This is a genomic window from Verrucomicrobium spinosum DSM 4136 = JCM 18804 (genome assembly GCF_000172155.1).
Classification (GTDB): Bacteria; Verrucomicrobiota; Verrucomicrobiia; order Verrucomicrobiales; family Verrucomicrobiaceae; genus Verrucomicrobium; species Verrucomicrobium spinosum.
This window is the reverse complement of record NZ_ABIZ01000001.1, coordinates 7,378,308-7,402,060: the sequence shown is the minus strand read 5'-3', so window position 1 is coordinate 7,402,060 and position 23,753 is coordinate 7,378,308. Positions and strand designations below refer to the sequence as shown.

General features: G+C 58.9%; 16 protein-coding genes. 12 read left to right on the top strand and 4 right to left on the bottom strand.

Annotated features, from left to right (window positions below; all coding sequences use genetic code 11):
* Positions 1-66: 66 nt before the first annotated feature.
* Positions 67-999, bottom strand: coding sequence for a sugar phosphate isomerase/epimerase family protein (locus tag VSP_RS30060; RefSeq protein ID WP_009965403.1), 933 nt, complete (start codon positions 997-999; stop codon positions 67-69).
* Positions 1,000-1,173: 174 nt separating this feature from the next.
* On the opposite strand from VSP_RS30060, the gene VSP_RS38075 reads away from it, so the two are divergent.
* From VSP_RS38075 to VSP_RS30040, 4 genes are all read left to right on the top strand, one after another.
* On the top strand, positions 1,174-2,475 hold the full coding sequence (locus VSP_RS38075) for an AraC family transcriptional regulator (protein ID WP_157211140.1): 1,302 nt from the start codon (positions 1,174-1,176) through the stop codon (positions 2,473-2,475).
* Positions 2,476-2,651: 176 nt separating this feature from the next.
* On the top strand, positions 2,652-3,212 hold the full coding sequence (locus tag VSP_RS30050; RefSeq protein WP_009965401.1) for a PEP-CTERM sorting domain-containing protein: 561 nt from the start codon (positions 2,652-2,654) through the stop codon (positions 3,210-3,212).
* Between the two features lie 25 nt (positions 3,213-3,237).
* Positions 3,238-3,564: a helix-turn-helix domain-containing protein gene (locus VSP_RS30045; RefSeq protein ID WP_009965400.1), complete on the top strand. Its 327-nt coding sequence runs from the start codon at positions 3,238-3,240 to the stop codon at positions 3,562-3,564.
* Between the two features lie 408 nt (positions 3,565-3,972).
* Complete coding sequence (locus tag VSP_RS30040; protein WP_009965398.1) at positions 3,973-5,517, top strand: sulfatase; 1,545 nt, start codon at positions 3,973-3,975, stop codon at positions 5,515-5,517.
* A 42-nt stretch (positions 5,518-5,559) separates the two neighbouring features.
* Here the strand turns inward: VSP_RS30040 and VSP_RS30035 are convergent, their stop codons facing one another.
* Both VSP_RS30035 and VSP_RS38070 read right to left on the bottom strand, forming a co-directional pair.
* Positions 5,560-7,005, bottom strand: coding sequence for a FecR domain-containing protein (locus VSP_RS30035; protein ID WP_009965397.1), 1,446 nt, complete (start codon positions 7,003-7,005; stop codon positions 5,560-5,562).
* Entirely contained in the window at positions 7,002-7,580 is a 579-nt protein-coding gene (locus VSP_RS38070; RefSeq protein ID WP_009965395.1) for a sigma-70 family RNA polymerase sigma factor, read from the bottom strand. The genes VSP_RS30035 and VSP_RS38070 overlap by 4 nt, the downstream gene beginning before the upstream one ends.
* 507 nt (positions 7,581-8,087) lie before the next feature.
* Here VSP_RS38070 and vccB point away from each other — a divergent pair.
* The 5 genes from vccB (at position 8,088) to VSP_RS30005 (ending at position 15,891) form a co-directional block, all read left to right on the top strand.
* Entirely contained in the window at positions 8,088-8,600 is a 513-nt protein-coding gene (gene vccB / locus VSP_RS30025) for a Verru_Chthon cassette protein B (RefSeq protein ID WP_157211139.1), read from the top strand.
* A 17-nt stretch (positions 8,601-8,617) separates the two neighbouring features.
* Positions 8,618-9,739: a Verru_Chthon cassette protein C gene (gene vccC, locus VSP_RS30020; RefSeq protein ID WP_044135145.1), complete on the top strand. Its 1,122-nt coding sequence runs from the start codon at positions 8,618-8,620 to the stop codon at positions 9,737-9,739.
* Positions 9,729-10,367, top strand: a complete 639-nt coding sequence (gene vccD, locus VSP_RS30015; protein ID WP_029190878.1) for a Verru_Chthon cassette protein D — start codon at positions 9,729-9,731, stop codon at positions 10,365-10,367. Before vccC ends, vccD begins: the two co-directional genes overlap by 11 nt.
* A 189-nt stretch (positions 10,368-10,556) precedes the next feature.
* A complete protein-coding gene (locus VSP_RS30010; protein WP_009965391.1) occupies positions 10,557-14,183 on the top strand; it encodes a polysaccharide lyase family 8 super-sandwich domain-containing protein in 3,627 nt (1,208 codons plus the stop codon).
* Positions 14,184-14,316: 133 nt separating this feature from the next.
* On the top strand, positions 14,317-15,891 hold the full coding sequence (locus VSP_RS30005) for a sulfatase family protein (RefSeq protein WP_081452810.1): 1,575 nt from the start codon (positions 14,317-14,319) through the stop codon (positions 15,889-15,891).
* A gap of 67 nt (positions 15,892-15,958) precedes the next feature.
* Here the strand turns inward: VSP_RS30005 and VSP_RS30000 are convergent, their stop codons facing one another.
* Positions 15,959-16,729, bottom strand: a complete 771-nt coding sequence (locus VSP_RS30000) for a helix-turn-helix domain-containing protein (protein WP_009965388.1) — start codon at positions 16,727-16,729, stop codon at positions 15,959-15,961.
* A gap of 513 nt (positions 16,730-17,242) precedes the next feature.
* Between VSP_RS30000 and VSP_RS38065 the strand changes: the two genes are divergently transcribed.
* The 3 genes from VSP_RS38065 to VSP_RS42780 are packed head-to-tail and all read left to right on the top strand — an operon-like array spanning position 17,243 to position 23,469.
* Positions 17,243-21,244: a DUF1800 family protein gene (locus tag VSP_RS38065; RefSeq protein WP_009965387.1), complete on the top strand. Its 4,002-nt coding sequence runs from the start codon at positions 17,243-17,245 to the stop codon at positions 21,242-21,244.
* Positions 21,245-21,264: 20 nt separating this feature from the next.
* On the top strand, positions 21,265-22,830 hold the full coding sequence (locus VSP_RS29990) for a DUF1501 domain-containing protein (protein WP_029190876.1): 1,566 nt from the start codon (positions 21,265-21,267) through the stop codon (positions 22,828-22,830).
* Positions 22,831-22,875: 45 nt separating this feature from the next.
* Complete coding sequence (locus tag VSP_RS42780) at positions 22,876-23,469, top strand: hypothetical protein (protein WP_198141261.1); 594 nt, start codon at positions 22,876-22,878, stop codon at positions 23,467-23,469.
* Positions 23,470-23,753 lie beyond the last annotated feature (284 nt).

The following is a 23,753-nucleotide window of genomic DNA, read 5'->3' as shown; positions in this document are numbered from 1 at the left end:
CCTGTCACGTGCTGAGGTGCGGGGACCGGAGGCTGTGCTGCCCCGGCCCCTGTCCCTTCCCCAGTGTCAGGCAGCCTGACGGACAGGCACTGTAAAGGGTTGTAGGACATTACGAGACACTCGCAGGGCCTGCATCCTTCCGCTGAGTGATTTTCCGAAGGTGTCGTCCTCCACCTCTATGCACACGGGACCGTCATAGCCGATGCGCATGAGTTCTCCCATGAACTGCGGCCAGTTGATGCTGCCATATCCGGGTATCCGGGGCTGGTGCCAGTTCAGGGGAAAGTCAAAGCGCCCCACCTGATTGAGGGCGGCGCGATCAATGGCCACATCTTTGGCATGGACGTGAAAAAGCCTGGACTTGAACTCTGCCAGAGGGCTGATCGGATCCATGTCTTGAAGGATAAAGTGGCTGGGATCGTAGTTGAGGCCGAAGTTGGGCGAGTCGATGTCGTTGAAGGCCCGTCGCCAGATGACCGGCGTGGTGAAAAGGTTTTTGCCTCCCGGCCATTCATCCCGTGTGAAGGACATGGGGCAGTTTTCGATGCCGATCCTCACCCCGTGGTCCTCTGCGTACTTCACGATGGGGCGCCAGGTCGAGAGGAAGGTGGGCCAGTTCTCGTCGATGGACTTGGTCCAGTCCCTCCCCACAAATCCATTGACGGTATTCAGCCCCAGTGCTGCCGCCGCCGCGATGACCTTCTTGAAATGTGTGACAGCAGTGCTGGCGATGCCGGGGTCAGGGTCGAGCATGTTGGGATAGTAGCCCAATGCGCTGATGCCGACTCCAGCCTCACGGCAGCGTGTCTGGATTTCATGAGAGCGTGCCCCGGTCAAATCTGCGACATCGATGTGGGTAACGCCGGCGAATTTCCTTTCGGCTTTGCCCGTGGGCCAACATACGACTTCGATCGTGGAAAAGTTTTCGCCGCGGGCAAAGTCGATGACCTCAGCCAAAGTGAGTTCAGGGAGAATGGCGGATACAAAGCCAAGTTGCATGGGGATGGGATGGTTGAAGTAAGTGTCGGGGACGGAGGGCGTTCCTCACGTCGGTTACCCGACATTTTACCATGTCCAAGGCTGTGAAGTGGTTGCGTGCGGATTGTGCCGGACCAGATCGAGATGAGATTTTTGCAACCGAATTCTCTCGCAGAACATTGACCGTTGACTCAAATGCAAACGACGAACCATCCTAATGGCTTCCCGACATCCCGTTATGGGGTGAGGGCCCAAGGTGATTCTGGCCCAGGGAGCCAGCAGGTTGCGGTATTGATTGATGACGCGGGCTCATACTCGCGTGATCTCCTCATAGGCATTGGGAGGTACCAGCGTGAAAGCAAGAAACCGTGGGCTCTCTACATCATCCATCGCCGCCGCTTCGAGATGCCGCCGCCCAGTTTGAGGTCATGGCGGGGGCAGGGTATCATTGCGCGGGTTGACACCCAGGAAGTGGAGGCAGAGCTAAAGTCACTTAGCCTGCCTGTGGTGAACATCAGCGGAGCCCTCAAGGAGCCGTTCTTTCCGACGTTGTCGCAGGATCCGCTGCTGGCAGCTCATCTGGCGTTGAAGTGTTTTGACGATCGCGGCTTCCGGCATCACGCGTTTGTTGGTGACTCATTGCAGCAGTGGTCTCTTGAGCGGTGGGAGGAATTCCGGCGGCTGCTGGGAGCGCGTGGCGAGAGGTGTGGGAATCTTCTGCTGAACCCGGGGGAGTCTGGGGCCGGGCGTGCGGTGCAGATCATTGCAAAGTGGCTGGAAAGCCAGCCCAGGCCCCTGGGCATCTGGGCCGGAGATGATGGGATGGGTCTGCAGGTGCTGAACGCCTGCCTGGTCAGCAACATTCGTGTGCCGGAGGATGTGGCGGTTCTAGGAGTGGATAACGATGCATCCATCGCAGAACTGGCCTCGCCGCCGCTTTCGAGCATCATTCTCAACGGCGAGGGTGCCGGCTACCGGGCTGCGCAGCTCTTGGACCGCTGGATGGGAGGGGAGCCCGCTGTGACGGGCAAGATCTACCAGCTGGCGCCAGCGGGAGTGGCCTGGCGGCGCAGCACAGATGTTTTTGCCGTGGAGGACCCTTATGTGGCAAAGGCTCTGCGGATGATACAGCAGGAAGCCTGTGCCGGCCTGCGTGTTGCAGAAGTGGTGGGGCGCGTGCCCCTGGCCCGACGTCAGTTGGAGATGAGGTTCAAGGCGGCCGTACGCCGCACACTCCTCGCTGAGATCTGGAGAGTGCAGTGCCGGCGTGCCCAGGAGTTGCTTGAGACGACGGACATTCCCATGGTGGATGTGGCGGAGCAGTGTGGATACGAGCATCTCGAGCACTTCAGCAAAGTTTTCAAAAAAGTGGTGGGCCACCCTCCAGGCGAGCATCGCAGGAACTGGCGGCGCATGATGTCCCGGGCGGGGGCCTCCCATGGCTGCCCTGACAGGCGTTCCGGCAGGGATGCGGCTTTCAGAATGCTCTCTTCGTAGCGGAAGGGTTGCAAGGTGCAACCGTTAAGTTGTCTCCTATGTCCACGGCTGGCGGTTGCCGCCACGGGCGGGAAAATGTTGGCTCTTGAACTGACGCAATTCTTCTTCATCCGGGCGCAATGCGTCCTTCATCGCGAAGACGGAATCGCGAGCAGTCTTATCCCATCGACTCCATCATGCGCTCCAACACGTCAACTCGTTTCAAATGTGGCTGTCCAGTTGCCGCGATTGTGGGCCGAGGCACATTGAACGTCGGCAACGGCCTGACGTTCAATCCGGTAGGGGGCACCCCCACCGTGGACAATCCAACCGGGGCTGTCACCATTGCAAGTCTTTTCATCCACGGCACTTCGCTGGCAAATCAGACCGGTGACCGGATTCACATCACCGGGGACCTCTCGCTGAACAGCAAAAGCAATATCGTGGTGACATTCGATGATGGTTTCATTGCCACTGCGGGTCAAAGCTGGACCCTGATCGATTGGACGGGGGTATTGACTTTGATCGGCTGGAACCTCGGCCTGCTGCAGCGTGATGGCAGCGGAGACGCCGGCAGCAACTTCGACCTGCCGGACATTGCCTCAAGCGGATTGTACTGGGAGATCAGCGCCCTTCAAGACGGCACCACAGGTGGAGCGCTGGTGGCATCCATTGCGCCGGAGCCCTCCCGGATGCTGCTATTGGCCGCAGGGGCAGCGGCCGTCATGTTCCGCCGACGCAGGAGGACGGCAGCCTGAAGTGACACTCAAACCTTAGACATTCATGCAAAAATCAACCACCGGCTTTGCTCAACTGCTGGCGCGATACGCCAGCCGCTTGGAACATCTTGCCACCCGGCCCCAAGGGGTCTCTCTGGATGCAGCCTGTGCTGCCAGGATGATTCTCCTCATCGGAGAAGGGAGGAGTTTCAAGGAAACCGCCGCCTGCTTTGGTGTGACCCCCACTCGTGTGGAGACAGTCCGGCGTCGTTTTATGGTGCATGGGATTGGGGGGCTGATCGCGCCTGTGCGCACTGCGAACCACCCGGTGCTGTTGCTGGCGCAGAGCGAGGTACCTCCTCGAACCTCCTGTCCCAATCAGGCGGCCTGAGCAAGGCGCGTGACAAGTCAGGGCCGCTCAGAGGAGCAGCTCCGGCCGCCGCAAACTGGACACTTTTTGGCAGGGGATATCCCTCAAGATCCACGCACTTTTCAACCCGTTCCTTTTCATTGTGGCGGCTCGCTTTTTGACGGGCACGCCACCGAGTCGCGTGGCACCACAACTCCCTCGTGCCGGGGACACGGTTGAGGGATTTGCCCCGCGAGCCCAAGCCTTGATGGCCCGGTTAGTCAGCGGTGCAGGGATCAGTTGCGCCATGGGGGACGCATCTCCGGCCAGCAACGAACCACGTCAGAACTCGCACCTGCCCCCTCCAAACTGGTGCAGCTAGACGCCGCAACCGTGGATGGGCCACAGACATTACAGAGGGAGACGCATGCATCCCTCCACTCAATTCTCATGAAGCCTCCCCTCATCTACGCCGCTGCCCTGCTTTGCTTATCTGTCATGCCCGCGGCCTCCGCTGCGAGCGCGCGCAACGTGCTGTTCATCGTCTCCGATGACTTGAACACCTACCTCGGGTGCTATGGGGATCCGATCGCCAAGACCCCGAATCTGGACAAGCTGGCCGCAAGTGGGGTGCGGTTTGAAAGTGCGAACTGCGCCTACCCGGTCTGTGGGGCGAGTCGCAACTCCTTTCTGACGGGGCTGTATCCCAACGCAAACGGCGTCACAGGCAACCACACGACCTTCCGACAGACGATTCCCGACCACGTAAGTCTGCCGCAGGCCTTCCGGCACGCCGGATACTTCGCGGGTCGCGTTGGCAAGCTGTACCACTACGGGGTTCCCAAGTCGATTGGTACTGCGGGGCACGATGATCCCGCTTCGTGGGAAGTTACCGCGAACCCGGTGGGGGTGGACCATCTGGACGAGGAGCGGGATATCTTCTCCCTTGTGCCGGGACAGTATGGCGCCACGCTGAGCTGGCTGGCTTCTCCCAGCGCGGACGCCCGGCACACGGATGGCATGGTGGCTGATGACGCTCGGTGGCTGCTGTCACGGTGTGCGGCTGACAAGTCCCGGCCTTTCTTTGTAGCGATGGGGTTCTTCCGCCCCCACACGCCCTATGTCGCACCCAAGGCCTACTTCGACCTCTATCCGGTGGAGAAGATGCCGTTGTATCCTCCGGTCGAGAAAGTGCCTGCTGAAGTGCCGGCGGCCGCTCTGGTGAGCTACAAAAAAGAACAGGACCAGCTCACGGACGATCTGCGCCAGCAGGCGGTTCAAGCCTACTACGCGAGCATCAGCTTCATGGACGCGCAGGTGGGCAGGGTGGTGGAAGAGCTGAAGCAACTGGGTCTTGCGGAGAGCACCATCATCGTCTTCACCAGCGATCACGGCTATCACATGGGGGAACACGGCTTGTGGCAGAAGATGAGCCTCTTTGAGGCCAGTGCTCGGGTGCCCTTGATGATCGTTGCACCGGGGGTGGCGCGGGAGGGGGCTGTGGTCAAGGAGCCCGTGAGTCTTGTGGATTTGTATCCCACCCTGGCCGAGCTGGCCGGAGTTCCCGCACCTGCCAGTTTGCAGGGGCAGAGCCTGGTACCATTGCTCAAGGACCCTCTCGCCAAAGGCAGGGGATGGGCGCTCACCCAGGTTACACGTGCGAACGCGGTAGATGTCCGCATCAGACCTGCTTCAGGCAAATCACCTCAGCACTCCTTTGTGGGATACAGCCTTCGCACGACCCGCTGGCGGTACACGGAGTGGGATGAAGGTCGCGCGGGAGCAGAACTCTACGATCACGAGGCCGATCCACAGGAGCTTGCCAATCTGGCCAGCCGCCCTGAACTGGCTCAAACAGTGGCCACGCTCAAGAACCAGTTGCACAAGGCGGTCCAGTCCACCTTCCCGCCCACCGGCGTTACGCCTCCCGTCAAAGAGGGGCGTACATGGTACCCTGTGTTGAGCGGAGGCGGCACCGCTGGGGACAAGGAATAGTGAGGCCGCTGGATTTGCCGATGGGTATCTCTCCCCGGTTTCCTATTCGGACACCTTTTCGTGAACCACGGAGACCTGGATGTTCTCAAAGGAGAAGTCGCCGCCCCTTCCATTGGCGATGCGTACACGGTCGATCCTCATGTTCGGATCCGACTTTCCTTTGAGGATGGGCATGCCTTCTACGCCCCATCCCTTAAAGACATCGAATTCTCCGGTGCGCTGACGGTAACGAAGCGTGAAGGTGGCTTCGCTGCCCTGCGTGGAGAGGCTGAACGCGGTCCGCATGTCCATCGGCCCGCGGAAGTTTTTGCCATAGGTGACCACTTCCCAGGAGTAGGTGTCGGTACTGCGGTCTCCTATGAAGAACATCTCGCCTTCGTGATCAAACAAGCTCACGCCAGCGAATCCCTTGGAGTGGAACAGGGAGGTTGGCGAGACGGATTTGAACGAAAGGATCACAATGGCATTGGAATCTTTTTCCACGGGTGCAGAGAATTCGCCCACCAGATGCGTTAAGTCTGAGTCTGCGTTAAAACGGCCGTTCCGGATCCTGGCGATGCCTTCCCGGATGGTCCAGCTCCCCACCAGAGCCTGGCGTTCTGCAAAGGACTGGTCAGGCACATGTTTGAGCATCTCCTTAAACACCACCTTTGCTTCCTCTTCATGAACGTGTGAAGTGGTGGCGCTGGAGGTGGACTGCACCTGAGGGGCGGTGTCGCGGAATTGTTGGACGAGCGTTTGACCACCCACCAAGGCAATCGGCAGCTGGGCTGCCGAAGGGTTCTTTACCCGCACTTCCACATGACCCTGATCCACCCGTACCTCATGAGACTCCTCACTCACCTGGGTGGTAAAGACGGTGCCGAGGTCCACCACCTCCATCCAAGGCAGGTCCACGGCAAATCCTTTGGCCGGTTGAGGCACCCGGAACCATGCGATCCCCTTGTCGAGTTGAATGCGATTCTGCCCGGTGATGGCAAAGCGGGCCGGGCTCTTGATGACCGCTTCCACCCCACTGGGAAGCCGGATGGAGACAGTGCCATCGCTCATCGCCACCGCATCGCCGAAACGCAGTTGTCCATCATCGGTGGCCTGGGGCGAGACCGTCTCAAATACTGAAGTAGGGGAAAACTTGACCGACGGAAGCGTTGCCACGGCAGGGGCGTGCCGCTGCGAGGTGCGCCAGAGGGCAACAAGTGGAATCACTGCTACCACGGCCACCGTCGCCGCCAGCAGCAACCAACGGGTACGGTGTTTGTTTTGAGTCCTTTGGAGCGGTGCTGCCATGGGCTCGTCCTCCGTCCGCCAGCCGAAGTCTCGCAGCAGGGAATCCATCCGCACAATGCCCAAATATTTGGCCAGAAGCGCCGGATCTGACTTCATTCGCTCTTGCAGCGCGCGAGATTCAACCTCAGAAAGCTGCCCCTCAACAAGGAGGTTCAGGGCACGTTCAAGGTGGTGGGGATCTTCGGTAAAACCAGAGTTCATGGTGTGCCAAGGCGAAGTTCAATGCAGCGCCGGAGCGCATCCCGAAGCCGGAACAGTCGGGCTTTCAGGGTGCCAGTGCGCACTCCCTCCTGTTCAGCATATGTTTCCAGCGGGGTCTTGGTTGCATAGCGAATGTGAAGCAATTGGTGATCCGACTGGCTGAGCGAGCTCATGCACTTCTGCAAAGCCTCCAGTTCGGCCTCCGAGTCGGGCATATCCTCCTGCATCCACTGCCACTCTATCTGGTCAAGCAGTTCATCATCAAGGAGGATCACGTTTGAACGGGCGAGTTTGCGCCGCTGGTTCATCACATAGAAACGCGCCACCTGGAAAATCCAGGCTTTGAAATTGGTGCCTGGCGTGAACTCATTCTTTTTTTCCCACACTTTGAGCAATACTTCCTGGGCGAGATCATCCGCCCCGTGGAACCCCGGCATCAATGACCGCACATAGTGTTTTAAGGTGCCCGCATGGCGGTTTAGCTCCTGGTCGAACGAGACCATGCCATGCGCTGCACCATCGTCTGGCGATGGGGCGGCAGGGCCGGTGGCTGGGTTGGGGAGGAGGTTGCCCATAGGTAGTCTGACCCCGGTGGGAACGATTCAATAGACGATATCTTGCTGGCGTTCACAGTATAAACCGTCATTCAGCGCGACTTCCAGTACCAAGTTGCTGTCAGTGTTAGTATTAGAAAACACGATGGGAGATTGTGTTTGAAATGCCATGGATGGATCTGCCCCGGTGCAAGGGGCAGCTTTGCGACCGGAGAGCCTTGGGCGCACACGCCCTGCCCGCAAATGCCTGATAGTGCTGGCGGGCAATTGGATCACGCAATAGCTCAAGGAAAGGACGGCAACGTTCATACCGGGCCCGGTCGGGGTGAATTGAATGGATAAATGATCCAGCTTCGGCCGGATTTGCATGACGGTAGTTCCGCTGGGAGTCGGCAGTGGAGAAGATTCTTTGTAACCGTCACACGCAACTGCACATGTCATCACAAAGGCACGACAATTGCCCCATCGACAAGACAAACCAGTTCAATCACTCGCTGCCGTGTCGCAGCATGACACCCGCTTTTGATCATGAGAACCATGCACCATCATCCATCTCGCCGCCCCCAGGCGTTTTCCCTGGTGGAAACTACCATTGCAGTCGGCATTGCTGCCACGGTGCTCGTGGCCTTGGTAGGCCTTGTGCCCGTCTCACTTGAAACAATGCGAGAGGCCGGCAATACCACGGCCGAGGCTCGAATTGTCCAATCCATCTCTGCGGACTTTCGGATGCGAAGCTGGTCGGAGGTGACCAAGCTGGATGCGGATGCCGCCGGGGTGGACTTCCATTTTGACAGCCAGGGTGCCCGCGTAAGCAAGGGCGATTCCGGAGTTATTTTCACAGCACGGGTCCATGTGACGGATGCGGAACCGCTCCCCGGGGCCACGGGGTCCAACGAAGGTCTTCGGGCGGTGCGCATCATGGTGACGAACAGCCCGCGGCCTGACGCAGCTTTCCTCAAACCTGAGCGGTGCCGCCACGCGCAAACCTTGGTGGCCCAAACAGACAGTGCGCCTCCGGCGCCCACCGTAGCTTCCAAGTAACACCCACGCTCATGTTCATGATCCAGTCTCCCTACCCCTGCTCCAGCCGGAGGATGGCGTTCACGCTTGTGGAACTGCTGGTTTCCGTGGCGGTGATCGCTGTTTTGATGCTGGTGCTCACACAAGTGCTGACGGGTACTCAGAGGGCTTGGGGCCATGCCAAGGCCCGGACGGAGGAGTATCGGGAGGCCCGGGCGGTGTTTGAGGCGATCTCTGCCCGTCTTTCACAGGCCACTTTGAACTCCTACTGGGGTTACAAGATAGATGCGAGCGGAAACCCTGTGCTCTATCAGCGGCAGTCCGAGCTTCATTACGTGAGTGGCCCGTCATCGATTCTTCTTGGCTCTCAACAGCCGTCTTCAGGGCACGCAGTGTTTTTCCAGGCACCATTGGGGGAGAACCTCCAGCCTGGCACTGGTCCAGCGGGTTCCGGGCCTGAGGGATTGGACAGCCTCCTCAACGGATGGGGATGGTATGTAACCTACGACACGGATTTGCCCCGACGCCCTGGATTTCTCGCATCCTCACTCATCAGCCCCGAACGCAAGCGCTTCCGATTGATGGAGTTTCGACAGCCAACGGAGAGGCTTTCACTTTTCAAAGCCACTTCCCTCATTGGTGCGGCGGCTGACGCGTTGCCGGTGCCTTGGATAGAAGCCCAGAAGTCGCAACAGGACCTCTATCAGTGGTTCAAGACCAATCTGGGTAAAGACTCCCAACCCCTCGCTGACAACATTCTGGCGATTGTTGTGCAGCCGTTGTCGCCATCGATCGTGGGAGTCTCCGGCGTCGATACTTCCTTCGCGCCCGCCTACATTTATGACACGCGACGCCACCAGTGGCCGGACGCCACGACCTTGGCGGAAAAGTGCCGGCACCAGCTCCCCCCCATGGTGAGATTGACTCTGGTGGCTCTGCATGAAGAGGACTGGGCAGCGCTCGACAACACCAAGGCGGATGCTCTTGCGGACCAGCTCCGGACATGGACCACTTCGAAGTACTTCACCGCCGCTTCGAAATACGACGAAGACATCAAGAACCTGGGGGCTGACCTGACGAATCTCCGGCTCAGTCACAGGATCTTCACCACCATAGTGCAAATTCCTGCCGCCAAGCTCGAAACTTCCCGTGAAAACTGATCTGATTCCCACCAAGTCCCGGTGCCTGCCAGCCTTTACTCTGATTGAGATGTTGGTGGTCGTGGCATTGATATCTCTCCTTATGGTGATTTCCTCAATGTCGGTGGGGGGGATGCTTGCGGCCCAGCAATTGACGTCCTCATCGAACCGGTTTACCAACGAGATGGCTTATGCCGCACAGCTTGCCGTGCGGGAAAACCGGATGGTCGGGGTGCGGTTCTTGCGAAGGCAGGTGGCACCGGGCCCGGAAGCCCCGCTGCTACATCAGGGCTGGCAGTTGATGTTGCCGGACCGCACTACCGGGAAGTGGCGGCCTTACGGGGAAGTCAACCTGCTGGACAACTCCACCATCATGGTGGAGAGCAGCGAGTGGTCGAACATCCTGTCTCGCAGTTCCATGGTGGGAGAGGATGCTGTGGAAGATGCCGTGAAAACTCCGCCCGTATTCGCCTTCAAACCTGAAGGAGGCACCACGTTGCCGCGAGGCGAAACGGACCCGACATGGTGCATAACCTTCGCACTGGAGAAAGATGTGGCGAAGTCCGCAGAAGCGGATCCAATGACGCTGCCGGACAACTATCGTACCCTCGTGATCAATGCCCACACGGGGGCGGTGGTGCTCTATTAACCTGGTGTGCACCTGTGGCGTGATTTTTTTTGGTCTGTGGTGAGGTGATCTGAGGTTTTATGCAACTACAGGGTGAAGTCAGACATTTGGAGGAGTCGCTGTCAGATCACTTAGTGAACCCGTGAGGAATGGTGGTGAGGGGGCGGGCGCGTGGTGATTGCAGCCAACTTCAACCCAAACCACAATCGAATGAAGCCAATCAGAAAAGTACTGGCGGCGGCCCTCCTCGGGGCGGCCGCTTTTTTTTGTTCTCCCGTTTCCGCCACGGCAGAAACGTTGTTCGCAGGCTATTTTGACATTCAGACGGGGAGCCCCGCGGGAGCGGAGGTCAACGGGAAGATTCATTTGCTGGAGAACAAGAACGCACATCAGGTTCCCATACCTGCCTCCCACACCCTGGCCATCGCATCGGATCCCTCTGGCGTGTTTGAACTGGTGAACCAGCGTGACTCGGTGAGTCGTCTCTTTGGCGCGCTCAAGGTGAAGGCGGGCCAGTCGGTGTCAGCCTCTCCCGTGGACTACCCGCTCACGGTCACCCTGTCGAGCGGTGCCAGCACCCTGGCCACGGTAAATCTGGTGGTTCGCGGAGTCACCCAACCATTGCTGAACGGGTTCCTCAGCTTCGCCAGCAGCCATGCCCTGGCAGATGGGGATCTTTGGGGCGGGGGGAACTACAGTGATGCGACCGTGGGCACCATGCTGACGGAGATCGAGGCCAACAATGGCCGCTTCAGCGGGTACACGTTTTACACCTTGCCCATCAGCAACTTTGTCAACACGAATGGAGCCTTGGGGAACCAGTGGGTGGAAGTGATAAAAAAGATCGGTGGGCTGGGCAAGGCGTACAAGCAGTCGGCAATGTATGGGCCGGGCGGAACGCCTGCGAATCACACGAGGCTGAAGCTGGCGCTCTACTCGGCCATGACTGCCTTGCTGGAAAAGTTCCCGGTGGACCCTGCAACTGTCTTGTTCAATGGCACCCCCATTGGCACGGATTATGGGGACGGCTTCTTCCGCCTCAATGAAAAAGGGGTGATCAAGTTCAACGATCTTTCCCACCAGTGGCGCTTTACGGATCCGATGACCGGCCCCGCCGTCTGGCTCATGCCGGACCTGCTGGCGGATGTTCGCAGTGGAAACGCTGTGGCCACGGCACTTCATGAGCACCTCGTGAGGTTCTTTCAGTTGTCGTTCGGCAATCCGGTCTCGTATCGGGAAATTAATTCGCCGGGGGCCAGATGGGGGCAGTTGACCGACACCAATCATACTGAGGGTGCCTTCTCTGATGCCAACTTGGGGCATCGATTCCGCGGATGGGTGACACTGCCGGCGATCTGGGCTGACTACAACCGGCCCATCACCTACATTCCCTATTGGTACGCAGGCTACTACAGTTCCTTCCCCTCCGCGCTGTACATGCCCGGCTGGACGCCGCATGGGGTGCTGGATGACTATGTCTTCTGGGTTCGCCACGCGTTCCGCAATGCACACCAGTTTGGCCAGTCTGGCTTCCAGCCCGACGGCACGGTATCTCATCACACCGATTCCGCCAGCGATGCGGCCATGTGGGCCTATGGTGGGGAGTGGCTTATCGAACCCAGCATCAGCTACAAGATGCTCAAAGACACCGGCATCGATCTGGGGAGCGAAGGCTATCAGTTCATCGCAGACCGGTATCTCCATGCCTACGACAAGATGATCTACAAAAAGGACTTTGATTTCACTGTCAGCGGTCGGTCCTACTACGGAGACTCCAAAACCAAGTTCACGGCCGGACTGCCCGGGAATGTCACCGCGCTGCTGAACGCCAAACAGCCAACCACGGTGATCACAAACGAGGCCGCTTTGATCAACTGGCGCAACGCCCTCTCGGCCGGTACCCAGTCCGTCACGGGCAATTTCCCTTTCTGGGTGGGCAATCTCATGGTTCATCGCGAAGGAGGTGCGGTGGCGAGCACAGACTCCTTCTATTTTTCAGTGAAAATGGCCAATGATCGCACCATGGGAGCGGAAGATTTTGAGGCCGTAGGCAAGTCCTGGCATGCAGGCAGCGGCATTCTCCAGACTAAGGTGACAGGCAATGAATACGATATCAATGTCAAGCGCCGCTGGGACTGGCATGCTCTGCCAGGCCTGACGGAAGAATGGCGGACGGATGCCATTCCGACGGAAGGCAGCAATGCGGCCAAAGGCAGCAACTACGCAGGCATGGCGTCCGACGGCTCCTGTGGATTTGCCGCCATGCGCTACCGCCCCCTCACGACCGTGAGCCCGCACTATTCCGCCGCCCAGGCGGACAAGGCCTGGTTCTTTCCCGGTGCTGAAGCCATCGCACTGGGATCCAACGTTGGACGGGTGGAGACGGGGCAGAACAGGAACATCATCACTACGGTGGATCAGACACGGTGGGACGGAAGTCTTAGCTACAGTGTGAACGGTGGACCGGTGGTCACGATCACCGCGGGTACATCTATCGACCAGACGGTCAATCTCACGGGGCCCACCTGGCTGCACCAGGGCAGCATTGGCTATCTGGTTTTTCCTCAGGGGGCTCAGCCTCTTTACATCCGTGGTGGGGCGGCCGTTGTGGACACCCATCCAGCGGACACCTCCTCGGTTCCGATCATTCACCTGGCCGTCGGCCACGGCGTGACCCCGGCCACCTCAGGGCTTACAAAGTACTTCTATGTGGTGGTGCCGAACATTACTGCCGCCGAGATGCCCGGCTACCTGGCTAATCTGCAGAGCAATCTGGAGGTGGTGAGCAACGGAAACAACGTGCAGGGCATCTGTGACCACACCCTGGGGGTGGTGCAACTGGCATTCCATTCTGCCGCGACAGTCACTACGTCCTCTGGACTTCAGGTGAGCGTTGACCGTCCGGCACTGGTTCAATTGCGTCGAAATGGAGATTCTTGGGATCTCTCCGCCACGGATCCGACACATGATCTGCTGGCGACCCAGCTCAACATCACCGTCAATGCCCCGCTTAAGGTTGGCTCCTATGCCTATACCCTGCCGGGCATCTATCCACGCCCTGGAGAGACGGTGCAGGTGACAGACATCGCCAACGGAGTTCTTGTGACGGTAAACCTGCCTGATCCCAGCGACGACGCGAGCTGCAACTATCAGGCCGCTCTCTATGCAGGGGCGCCCGTTCATGTCACGATCCCGGTCAGCCCCGCTTCCACCTCGACAGTGGGACACTGGGCTCTGGACGAGACGACCGGTGTGGTCGCAGCGGACTCGTCTGGCAACGGGCTCGATGGGGCTGTGCAGGGAGCTGCCTGGTCAGGTGGAGTGATCCAGGGCGGGGCGATGTTCGATGGCGTGAACGACGCCATCGTGGCACCAGTGCCCCCGGTTACAGGGAATCAGTTCACCCTTACCGGGTGGGTTAAGCGCAATGGCAACCAGCCAGAGTACGCGGGCATCGCCTTCAGCCGGGGAAGCGCGCTGACCGGTCTGCGAGTGGTTGGCAACCAGTTGCGATCTACCTGGCAAGGGGGCGGGGCGAACACCGCCACAGGACTTGCTCTTCCAGACGGGGTATGGACCTTTGTTGCGATGGTCGTCGATCCCACGACGGTGAAGGTGTATATGGACGGTGGGAGCGGCCTCCTGGTCGCCACCCGGAGTGCCACGGCGGTAAATGCGAATTTCAATGAACCGCTCTACATTGGCCGCGATACCTACAACAGCAGCCGGTACTTCAAAGGCGGGATCGATGATGTGCGCATGTACAACACTGCGCTCAGCCAGCAGGAGATTCTCGCTTTGAGTCAGGCCTGGCGCCAGCAGCCTGTCTTTCCTTGATTGGATGCGGCATTAGAACAGCGCCCCGTTGTCCACAAGTGCGGGGAACAACGGGGCGCAGAGTGCAGTTTCCGATGTCTGGTGCCGATGATTTAGGCAACCGAACTGCGGCAGTGGGACATTTGGAAATCATATGAATGCTTCACCTACGAAAACGCGACGACCTGTCCGGCAGGGTCTTCATCAACAAGCGATCGCCTCATGCGGTGGTTTTCTGGCCGCCATTTGTCTTCTGGTGGGTACAGCTGTTACTGGTGCAAGGGCAGCGAGACCGCTCCCCCCCAACATCATTGTCATTATGACGGACGAGCACAACGCCAGTGTCATGGGCTGCGCCGGGGACAAGGTGGCCCGTACGCCCCATCTGGATGCGCTGGCAGAGCGGGGCGTTCTCTTTGACGCTCATTACTGTGCCTCTCCCATCTGTACTCCGTCGCGCCAGTCTTTCACCACCGGCAAGTATGTGTCCGGCCACAGAGTCTGGAGCAACACGCCGGGCGTTCCAGAAGGAACACCCAGCCTCGCACGCATCCTCAATGCTGCGGGCTACGATTCCTACCTGAATGGCAAGATGCACTACAAGGGCGGGATGACCCACGGCTATCAGATCATCTCAGAAAAAGACGGCAGGATAACCCCGGGCAAGGAACCAGGAGCAGAGCGGGCTGCGCGCGGTTCAAACGCCATCAAACCCAGGCAGCGACTGGCGGCCGGGCGGTTTGAAGATCGCGGTGACGAACTGGGGGAGGAGTTTGAGCATGCGGGAGAGCATGCAGACATGGATGAATTCGTGGATGTCGTCCGACGCGATCACGCCATCAAGTTTTTGAAAGAACGGGGTGCGGACAACAACAAGCCGTTCTTCCTCACCATTGGATTCATCGCGCCACACTACCCGCTTGTGGCACCGCCGGAGTACCTTGAGCACTTCAGGGACAAGGTGCCATTTCCGGAGGTCCCTCCCGGCTACGTGGACACCCTGCCGCTCAACTACCGGCACCTGAGAAATGACCGAAAATTTGAACGCGTCCCACCTGCATTGGCCAAACGCGCCCTTGAAGGATACTATGCACGGGTGGAATGGATCGATGACCAGATCGGCATGGTGCTGGAGGCTCTCAAGAACTCAAGGTTCGCGGAGAATACGGTCGTGATATACACCTCTGACCATGGCGAGAATCTCGGTGAACACGGGCTCTGGTGGAAGAACTGCATGTTTGACTCCGGTGCGCGTGTTCCGCTCATCGTGAGCTGGCCGTCACGATGGAAAGGGGGGCAGCATCGTACTGGTGCCTGTGGGGTGCTGGATCTGGTGCAGACCATTGCCGCCATCGGAGGGGCACAGGTGCCTTCTGACTGGAAGGGCGTCTCCATGATCCCGTGGCTGGATGACCATTCGGCACCATGGAGAGACCTGGCGGTGAGCGAGTACTATGCCAGTTATGTGGCATCCGGCTTCGCCATGATCCGCCAGGGCGACTGGAAGTATGTGTACCACACACGCGCGGACGAACTGCATGGCCCGGAAAGGGAACTCTACAATCTTCGAGAAGATCCCCGGGAGCTGCACAATCTCGCCGGAAAAGAGGAAAACATGCCAAGGATGGAGGCGATGCACAAAGCCATGGTGGAGGAGACTGGAGAAGATCCTGAAGTCACGGAAGCCCGCTGGCGGGCGGGGGAGACACCAGAAGTCCCGCGGTCGTAGGTCTTGTCGGGCCGGATGCGGCGGGGGCGCGTATCCGGCTTTGTTCCATGCTGGAATTTTCACCCTGCTAGGCCGCCGTGCTGTTGCGTCCGTTGCGGCGATAGACCAGGGGTGTCTGCCCTGTCTGACGGCGGAAGTAACGGGTGAAGAAGCTCTGGTCGTAGAAGCCATGGTCCAGCGCGATATCACCGATGGTTTTGTTTGTGTGAATGAGCTCCTCACCTGCTGCCTGTATGCGAGTGCGCATGATGAATTCCTGGACGCTCATGTGGTAACACTCCTGAAACTTGCGGTTGAGCTGTCTCTGGGAAATCCGGGCAATGTCTGCCAGGCTGGAGACCAGGATGCGCGTGCGGTGGTTTTTTCGAATGTAGGCGACCACCTTCTGCAGGTGGGTATCACGGTCCCCTCCTGACGGAAGGTGTCGGTAGGGGCGCACGAACCCCATGACTCCGATGACTTCGTTGTCAGGGCCCACGATGGGCAGTTTGGTGGTGAGAAACCATTCTCGGGTTCTGCTGTGGGCGTAGAGCGCTTCAACCCGGTCCACCAACGGCTGGCGGGTGGTCATCACTTCGATATCATCGAGGCGGATGGCCCGGGCGACGTTGGGAGGATGAATGGCTGAATCAAACTCCCCCAGAAGTTCCTCCTCCCGTTTCATGCCTATCCGGTGCAGGGTCTTTTTGCTTGCCGCCACGAAGCGGCCGTCTTTGTCTTTGGCGAAATATTCCACGTCTGGCAGTTGATCGATCAGCATCAGGAACTGCTGCTCGCCGCCCATTTTCTCAAAGAAAGAGGACTGGAACGATCTTGGTAACACCATTTCTTTTTTCATGCTGGTGAATTGGGGTGGTGATGGGGTTAGAGGAAATGAAGCTTCATTTTAGGATGCTCTAAAACTACATGTCTCACCTCACGTCTTGGTTGCGATCAGCCCTCGGAGGAACCATCTTATGCCAAAAGGCCCTTCATTCCGGTGCAGCAAGCCTGGTGCATTTTTGGAAGGTAATATTAACGCAAAGATGCATATAGATTAGCGCAAATGATACTTTTTTTCCTGCGCGTTGTTCCGGATAGATCTGTGTTGATCGTCGAAGTCTCACATCATGGTGCTGGTTTGGGCGTCCTCAATGCCCATCCCGCCTGTTACGGGATGCTGATGATGGGAAACTATGTGGTGCGACCGCTGCCGCGGGGATGACTTCTACCCCGGCGGCTGGCATCCTTGGAGCCCCTGTCTCAACGCCTCCACTGACGCTGCAGCCATCTGGGTAGCGTCGCTCTCATGTCCCACCGGGGACAACGGAAATTCTCAAGACCTCTTGTTTTTTGCAATGCCCACCTTCCTATGAAAACCATCAATAGTCTGGTATGTCTCATCATGACGTGGGGCGGCACATTGGCTGCTGCCGACACGATTTGGACCGGAGTTTCGAGCAACGACTTCTCGGCTGGCAGCAATTGGACCCTTGGGATTCCAGGTTCAACCAAGCCAGGGGTGATTGGCAGCGGAGGTCGCGCGGAAATTTTGAACAACCCTGCGAACTCCTCTGAACAGCATGCGCTTTCCAACAAAGTGGTCACCCTGCAAGGGGATGCCACTTTGATTTCGAGAACGACAGATACGATCAAGCTGAGTGGGGGCACTTTGAACTTGAAGGGACAGAGCGCGTTCATTCACACTCAGGGAACTATCGGTCTTTCCCTGGCCCCTCTGGGGCCGGCTACGATTTCACTTCAGGCTGATGCCAAACTGGATCTGGGTGCTACCCGTTTCAGCCTGGACAGCACGGGTGCTTCGTTGCAACTCACCGGGGCTTCCCGGCTCATCTGCGGTGAGTATCGTGGAGGGAGTGGTATCACGACGCTGAATGGCGGGCAGTTGATCGTGCGGAGCATGCCTGACTCCCGTTTTAGTGTCGGCTCTATCAACCTTCTCAGTGGGGGGAGGGGAACCATCACTGTTGCCGGGGAAAACTTCAACTTCGGGCCACTGCTCACTGCGGGCCGCATTCGCCTGGATGGCGCGACGCAGGTTCCCGTCAACTCTCTGATCGTGGACAACGATGTGCCGGGAGAGACGACGGTCTCTTCCTATGGAAGGCTGAGCAAGGTGTGGAGTGCGGTTTTTGACGCGGGGATGCTGGTGGCCACGCCTGAGGCACGTGCCGCGGATGCCGACGGAGACGGGCAGTCCAACTATGAGGAGATGAAAGCGGGGACCAATCCCCGTGACGTGAACTCGAAACTGAGTGTGGTGGTGAGCAACGGGCCGGCGGCCAACCAGGTGACCTTAACTGTGAACAGCCTGCTGGGCAAGGCTTACCAGGTTCATGCTGCTGACGTGACAGGCATCCACTGGAGCCGGATCGGGGATCCGGTGCCGGGCACGGGTGGACAGCTTCCCATCACCATCAATGTCAGCGCAGGCCAGACCGAGTTTTGGGTTTCGGTGGTGGATCGTGACCAGGACGGCGATCAACTGACAGACTGGGAAGAAAGGGCAATCAAGGGCTTTGACCCGACTAATCCTGACTCTTTTGGCACCGGGCAACCTGGTGCAGATCTCATCCTCGCTCAGGACTGGGCTGCCGGCGTGACCAACCAGATTGTCTCTGTATCGACGGTTTCGGCTCTGGGGTATGAGAAAGAGCAGACCCCTGCGGTGATCAGAATCTCGCGCACGGGATCCAGCGCTCGCGCACTTCCTGTGATCTTGACCTATGGGGGCGATCCAGACGGCACCAAGGGATCGGCCTCCACGAGCGACTTTGTCCTGAAGTCGATGGGTGGCGCGCCCATTTCAGGGGCCGTTCTGATTCCTGCCGGATCCTCCAGTGTGGAGGTGCTCGTGGCACCCGTGCAGGATGGTGCAGTGGAAGTGCCTGAAACCCTGGCCTGCGGGCCGTTGGGAAGCACCCAGCGCACACTGGTCAAGATCCATGATGCCACGAACGTGCCGGCGAATGACAAGCTGCTTGTGGCCCAGCTCGCACCCATGGCAGGCGTCACCTCAGAGGGGTCGGGTATTGCCACCATCCGCCTCAAGGGGGACAACGCCTCGGCGTTGGTCAACATCAGGTTCTATGGTCTTACTTCCTCCCAGGCCACGGCGATATTGACCATCAACAGCCCGCTGGGCACGCACCTCAAGAGTCTGCCTAGAGGTCAGGCGGAAGATGCCTCCTGGGACATCATTGCGGGACAGATCCTGACCACAGATCAAGCCGTGCTCGACAAACTGCTCGACGCGGGGATCCACCTCAACATTGCCTCCATCACCAACCCCTCCGGAGAGATCAGTGGTCCCTTTGTGCCCATCAGTGGATCCACGGAGCTGGTGATCCCACCTGCCCCTCCGGCCCTGCCAGCGTTGACAGGATCGGATCTGGAGCGCGACATCTTCCGCTTCCTGACTCAGGCCACATTTGGCCCTACACAAGTTTCGGTAGAGGCGATGAAGGCGATGGTCATGTCCCCTCCCTACAATGGGGACCGGATGGCGGCGTTTTCTGCCTGGATTGACAATGAGTTCTCACGCCCTTCCCCGGATCTTGCGCCCGCGGTGGATGCGGCCGATGCCCATGAACGTTATCTCAACACCCTGGGCGCCCCCTCGGATGATCCTAGCATCACGAAAGCGCTGCCGGGCAACCAGACCAAATGCTGGCATACTTACGCCATCTATGCGCCTGACCAGTTGCGCCGCCGCAGTGCTTTCGCGCTCTCAGAGATATTTGTCATCAACGACGATGACAGGCTGTACGAGAAGCACGTAGGGGTGAGTCACTTCGAAGACATGCTTAAAAATGGCTGTACGGGCAGCTTCCGGACGCTTCTGGAAGGGGTTGCGACCCATCCCACGATGGGACTGTTCCTCTCCCACCTGCGCAATCAGAAAGCCCGGTATGACGCGAGCGGCAATCCCATCTCACTGCCCGATGAGAACTTTGCCCGTGAAGTCATGCAACTCTTCTCGATAGGTCTCCTGCATCTGCATGAAGACGGCTCGCTGGTGCTGGGCCAGAACGGCCTGCCCCTGCCCACCTATGAGCAGACAGACATCACGGAAATGGCAAAAGTTTTCACAGGATGGGGCTATTCGAGGGAGTTGAAAAACGGGGTGATGCGGGACAATGCGAACTTTTTCATGGGCGACGGCGGCTCTCCCCACCAGGAGCGTGTCACCCAGCGCATGAAGAACTTCAGTGACTATCACGACACGGGAGCCAAAACCTTCCCCGTGCTTGGGTTCAATATCCCGGCAGGAGGCACCGGGGAGACAGATCTGGATGCCGTGATGGACTTCCTTTCCAATCACCCCAGCACTGCCCCGTTCATCATCCGCCGCATCATTCAGCGCCTGGTGACCTCCAACCCGTCCGCCGGCTACATCTACAGGGTGACCCAGGTATGGAAAAACACCGGGGGCAATCTGGGTGCCGTCATCAAGGCGGTTCTGCTGGATTATGAGGCCCGCTCTCTGGATGTTGCCGGCAGCGCTGCCTATGGTCGGAAGAAAGAGCCTGTCGTTCAGGCGATTGGCTGGCTCCGTGTGCTGCAAGCGCACAGTGACATTCCTTTTTCGCACCTCGCGGATACCGGCGTCCTTGCCAAGGCGTGGTACGGGCCTGCTTATGCGATGGCCAATCGCTTCCCCACAGAGCTGGCCAAGTTTGAAACGCCACCCACCTTCATTCGCTTCAAGAAAGAGACCCTTGAACAGCTGCCGTTTGGCAAACCCTCCGTGTTCAACTGGTTCCTGCCTGACTTCACCCTTCCGGGTGCCATCGCAGATGCCGGTTTGGCGGTGCCTGAATTTCAGACGGTCGATGCCATCACGTCGATCTCTCAGATTAACCGGTTCTTTTTGTCCAGCTTTGTGGGACGCGATCTGCGGACTCAGAACAACGTGGATGCGAATGGCGACCCCCACCCGGTTTACAATCCGTTCGGCTACAGGCCCGGTGATGTGAATGTCGTGACAAGCACGACGGGACTGGAAGAGCCCTACATGCAAATCATGGACACCAACGGGGACGAGACGATCAGCCCGGCTGACTCAGCCTTCAATCAGCGTAACAGCATCATTGAGGCCTGTGCTGCGCTGGTGGACCAGTTTGACCTCTACTATTGCAGCGGGGCGCTCAAGGCCAGGCATGGAGCCGGTTTCTCAACGGCAGCGCCAAGGGGGGACAACCCCAGGGACATCATCATTCACACGGTGTACCTGAACTCCACCTCGGATGCCAGCACCAACCATCAGACCCAGATGTCGGCTCTACAGGAGCGTCTGCGGCTGGCGTCTGCCCTCGTCATGACTTCCCCCTGCGGAATGATTCAGAAGTAAGCCATTACAAGATCACCAAGATGAACCTTTCACTTACCAAGAAGATGGACACCCGACGTGCCTTCCTCAGCCGCACCGCGTGTGCTTCCATGGGGGTCACGGGCATGGTGAACGCCCTGGCGCAGATCCGGCTCATGAATCTGGCGGTGGCGGCAGATCCGCCGCCCGGGACGGACGACTACAAGGCGCTGGTGTGCGTCTTTCTCGGCGGGGGCAACGATGCCAACAACATGCTGGTGCCCATGGGGGATCCGGCGAGTGATGAGGCGCGCCGCGACTATGAGGCCGCGCGTGGCAATTTGGTGCAACCGCGGGCGGGGCTTCATTCCTTGAACCTGCCCGTCGCCGCTCCTGACGTGCCCACCCGTGCCTTCCAGAAGTACTACGGAGGGGCGTTCCCCCAGATGGGCATCCACCCCAACGCCAGGCCGCTGGCAGACATGTTCAATGCAGGTGATCTTGCTTTCGTGACCAATGTCGGAACGCTGGTGCATCCCATTGCCAGCCGGGCGGACTTCATCAACCGGACGGTGCCGGTGCCCATGGGGCTCTTTTCCCATTCTGATCAGCAGGTTCAGTGGCAGTCATCCATCTCAGACAAGCCGTTCAGCTCTGGCTGGGGCGGGCGGGTGGCGGACTTGATCAATGCCTCGTACAACCAGGGGGGCAAGATCTCCATGTCAGTTGCCATGACGGGCCTGAACTCCTTCCAATCCGGGTCAGGGGACGGAGTGGAGCAGTACATCATTGGTCAGGATGGCCCGGTGTCCCTGGGTTCCTACGGGTTGAACTACAAATTTGCCTACAACATCCCCGGTGATGTCACCGGGGGCTACATCAACAGCGCGCTGGGACGCCAGTTGAAGGCGTTCGAAGACATCATGCGCCTTACTCATGACCAACTGCTGGAGGAGCGGTACAACGAGTTTGTCCGCCAGGCGCGCAACACAGAAGGGGTGGTGGCGGCGGGTCTGGCTGCGGCGGCCGCCACCGGGGTGAACTTTGACAGTTACTTTGCCAATGCCCAGACCCCGTTGGGGAACTACCTGAAGATGGCTGCGCGGATCATTGCAGGCCGAGCCCCGTTGGGCAACCGGCGGCAGGTGTTCTTCATCTATGTCTCGGGCTTCGACAATCACTCCGGGATGCTGGCGGCCCATTCGGGTCTGATGGCCGATGTGAGTCAAGCGCTGCTGAGCTTTAGAAATGCGCTCAAGGCTCCGGCGATCAACGCCTTTGACAAGGTGGTGACGTTTACCGCCTCTGACTTTGCCCGCACCCTGCTCTCCAACGGTAGTGGGTCTGACCATGCGTGGGGCAGCCACTCCATCATCATGGGCGGAGGGGTCAAGGGAAGGAACCTGTATGGCCACTATCCAGCGCTCAAGCTGGGCGGCCAGCCTGGATCGATCGACTCCCATAGTGGTCGGGGTCTGCTCATCCCGGATGTGTCGGTGGACCAGTATGCCGCCGTGCTGGCGAACTGGTTTGGGGTTCAATCCAGTGCGATGGATGCGATCCTGCCCAACCTGCCGCATTTTGACAACCCGCTGACCACCTCAACGGCCAACCTTGGGCTTTTCTAAGAGCATAAGACGTTTGAAAGGAAGGGGCCTGAAGTGAAGATCAACATGAAGATGAAAATCGGGGGGGCGGCACTCGCATCTGCGGGAGCCGGACTGCTGTTGTTGGTGTGGCAGTTCGGTCCGCTGGCGAAGTCGAATCAGGCTGGCTCAGGTGGTAAGCCGGTGTCCAAGAACGTTGGACCGGGTCAAGTTTCGAAGTTGGCGGAAGCCGGCAATCACCCCGTCATTCCACGGCCCCTTCCTTTCCCCTCCGTGAAGACAACGGACCCCGTCATTGAAACCACCTCCCGACTGGGCTCACCCGATGCCGGGATCGAGGATGACATTGGAATTCTCGAGGTGCTTCTCGAATCTTACCGGCGCTCATTGGGTTCGGTACCGACGGGAATGAATGATCAAGTCGTTGCAGCGCTCCAAGGGGGAAACCTTCGGGGGTTGGTGGTCTTTCCATCCCAGCACGTTGCCCTTTCTCCAAAGGGTGAACTGTTGGACCGATGGGGCACCCCCTACTGGTTTCACGCACAGTCCAGCAAACAGATGACGGTTATTTCCGCAGGCCCGGACAAACAGTTCGGCACGCCGGATGACGTCGCGCCTTTGGGGCATGGCGGAGTGGGAGACGTTGCCCACGAGGAGTGAGGTGTACAATCAACCGGCAACAGCACGTGACACAACGCCGGCTTCACCGGGAGATTGGAGGCTAGAGGAAATCTCACCACCCGGGTTCCTGGGAGGGTTGGTTTTTCCCATAAGCGGGATCTGGCCGGTGGAGGACCATTGCGGGCTCAAGAGTCGCCCCAAGGCCACGAGGGTCGCTGACTGAGGTGACCGCCGGAGATAGCGTACCCATCCTCATAACACCCGGCTGGCACCTCTACTTCCCCAGGAGTGAATAGCTACGGAGGTCCATTGAGCAACCGGTA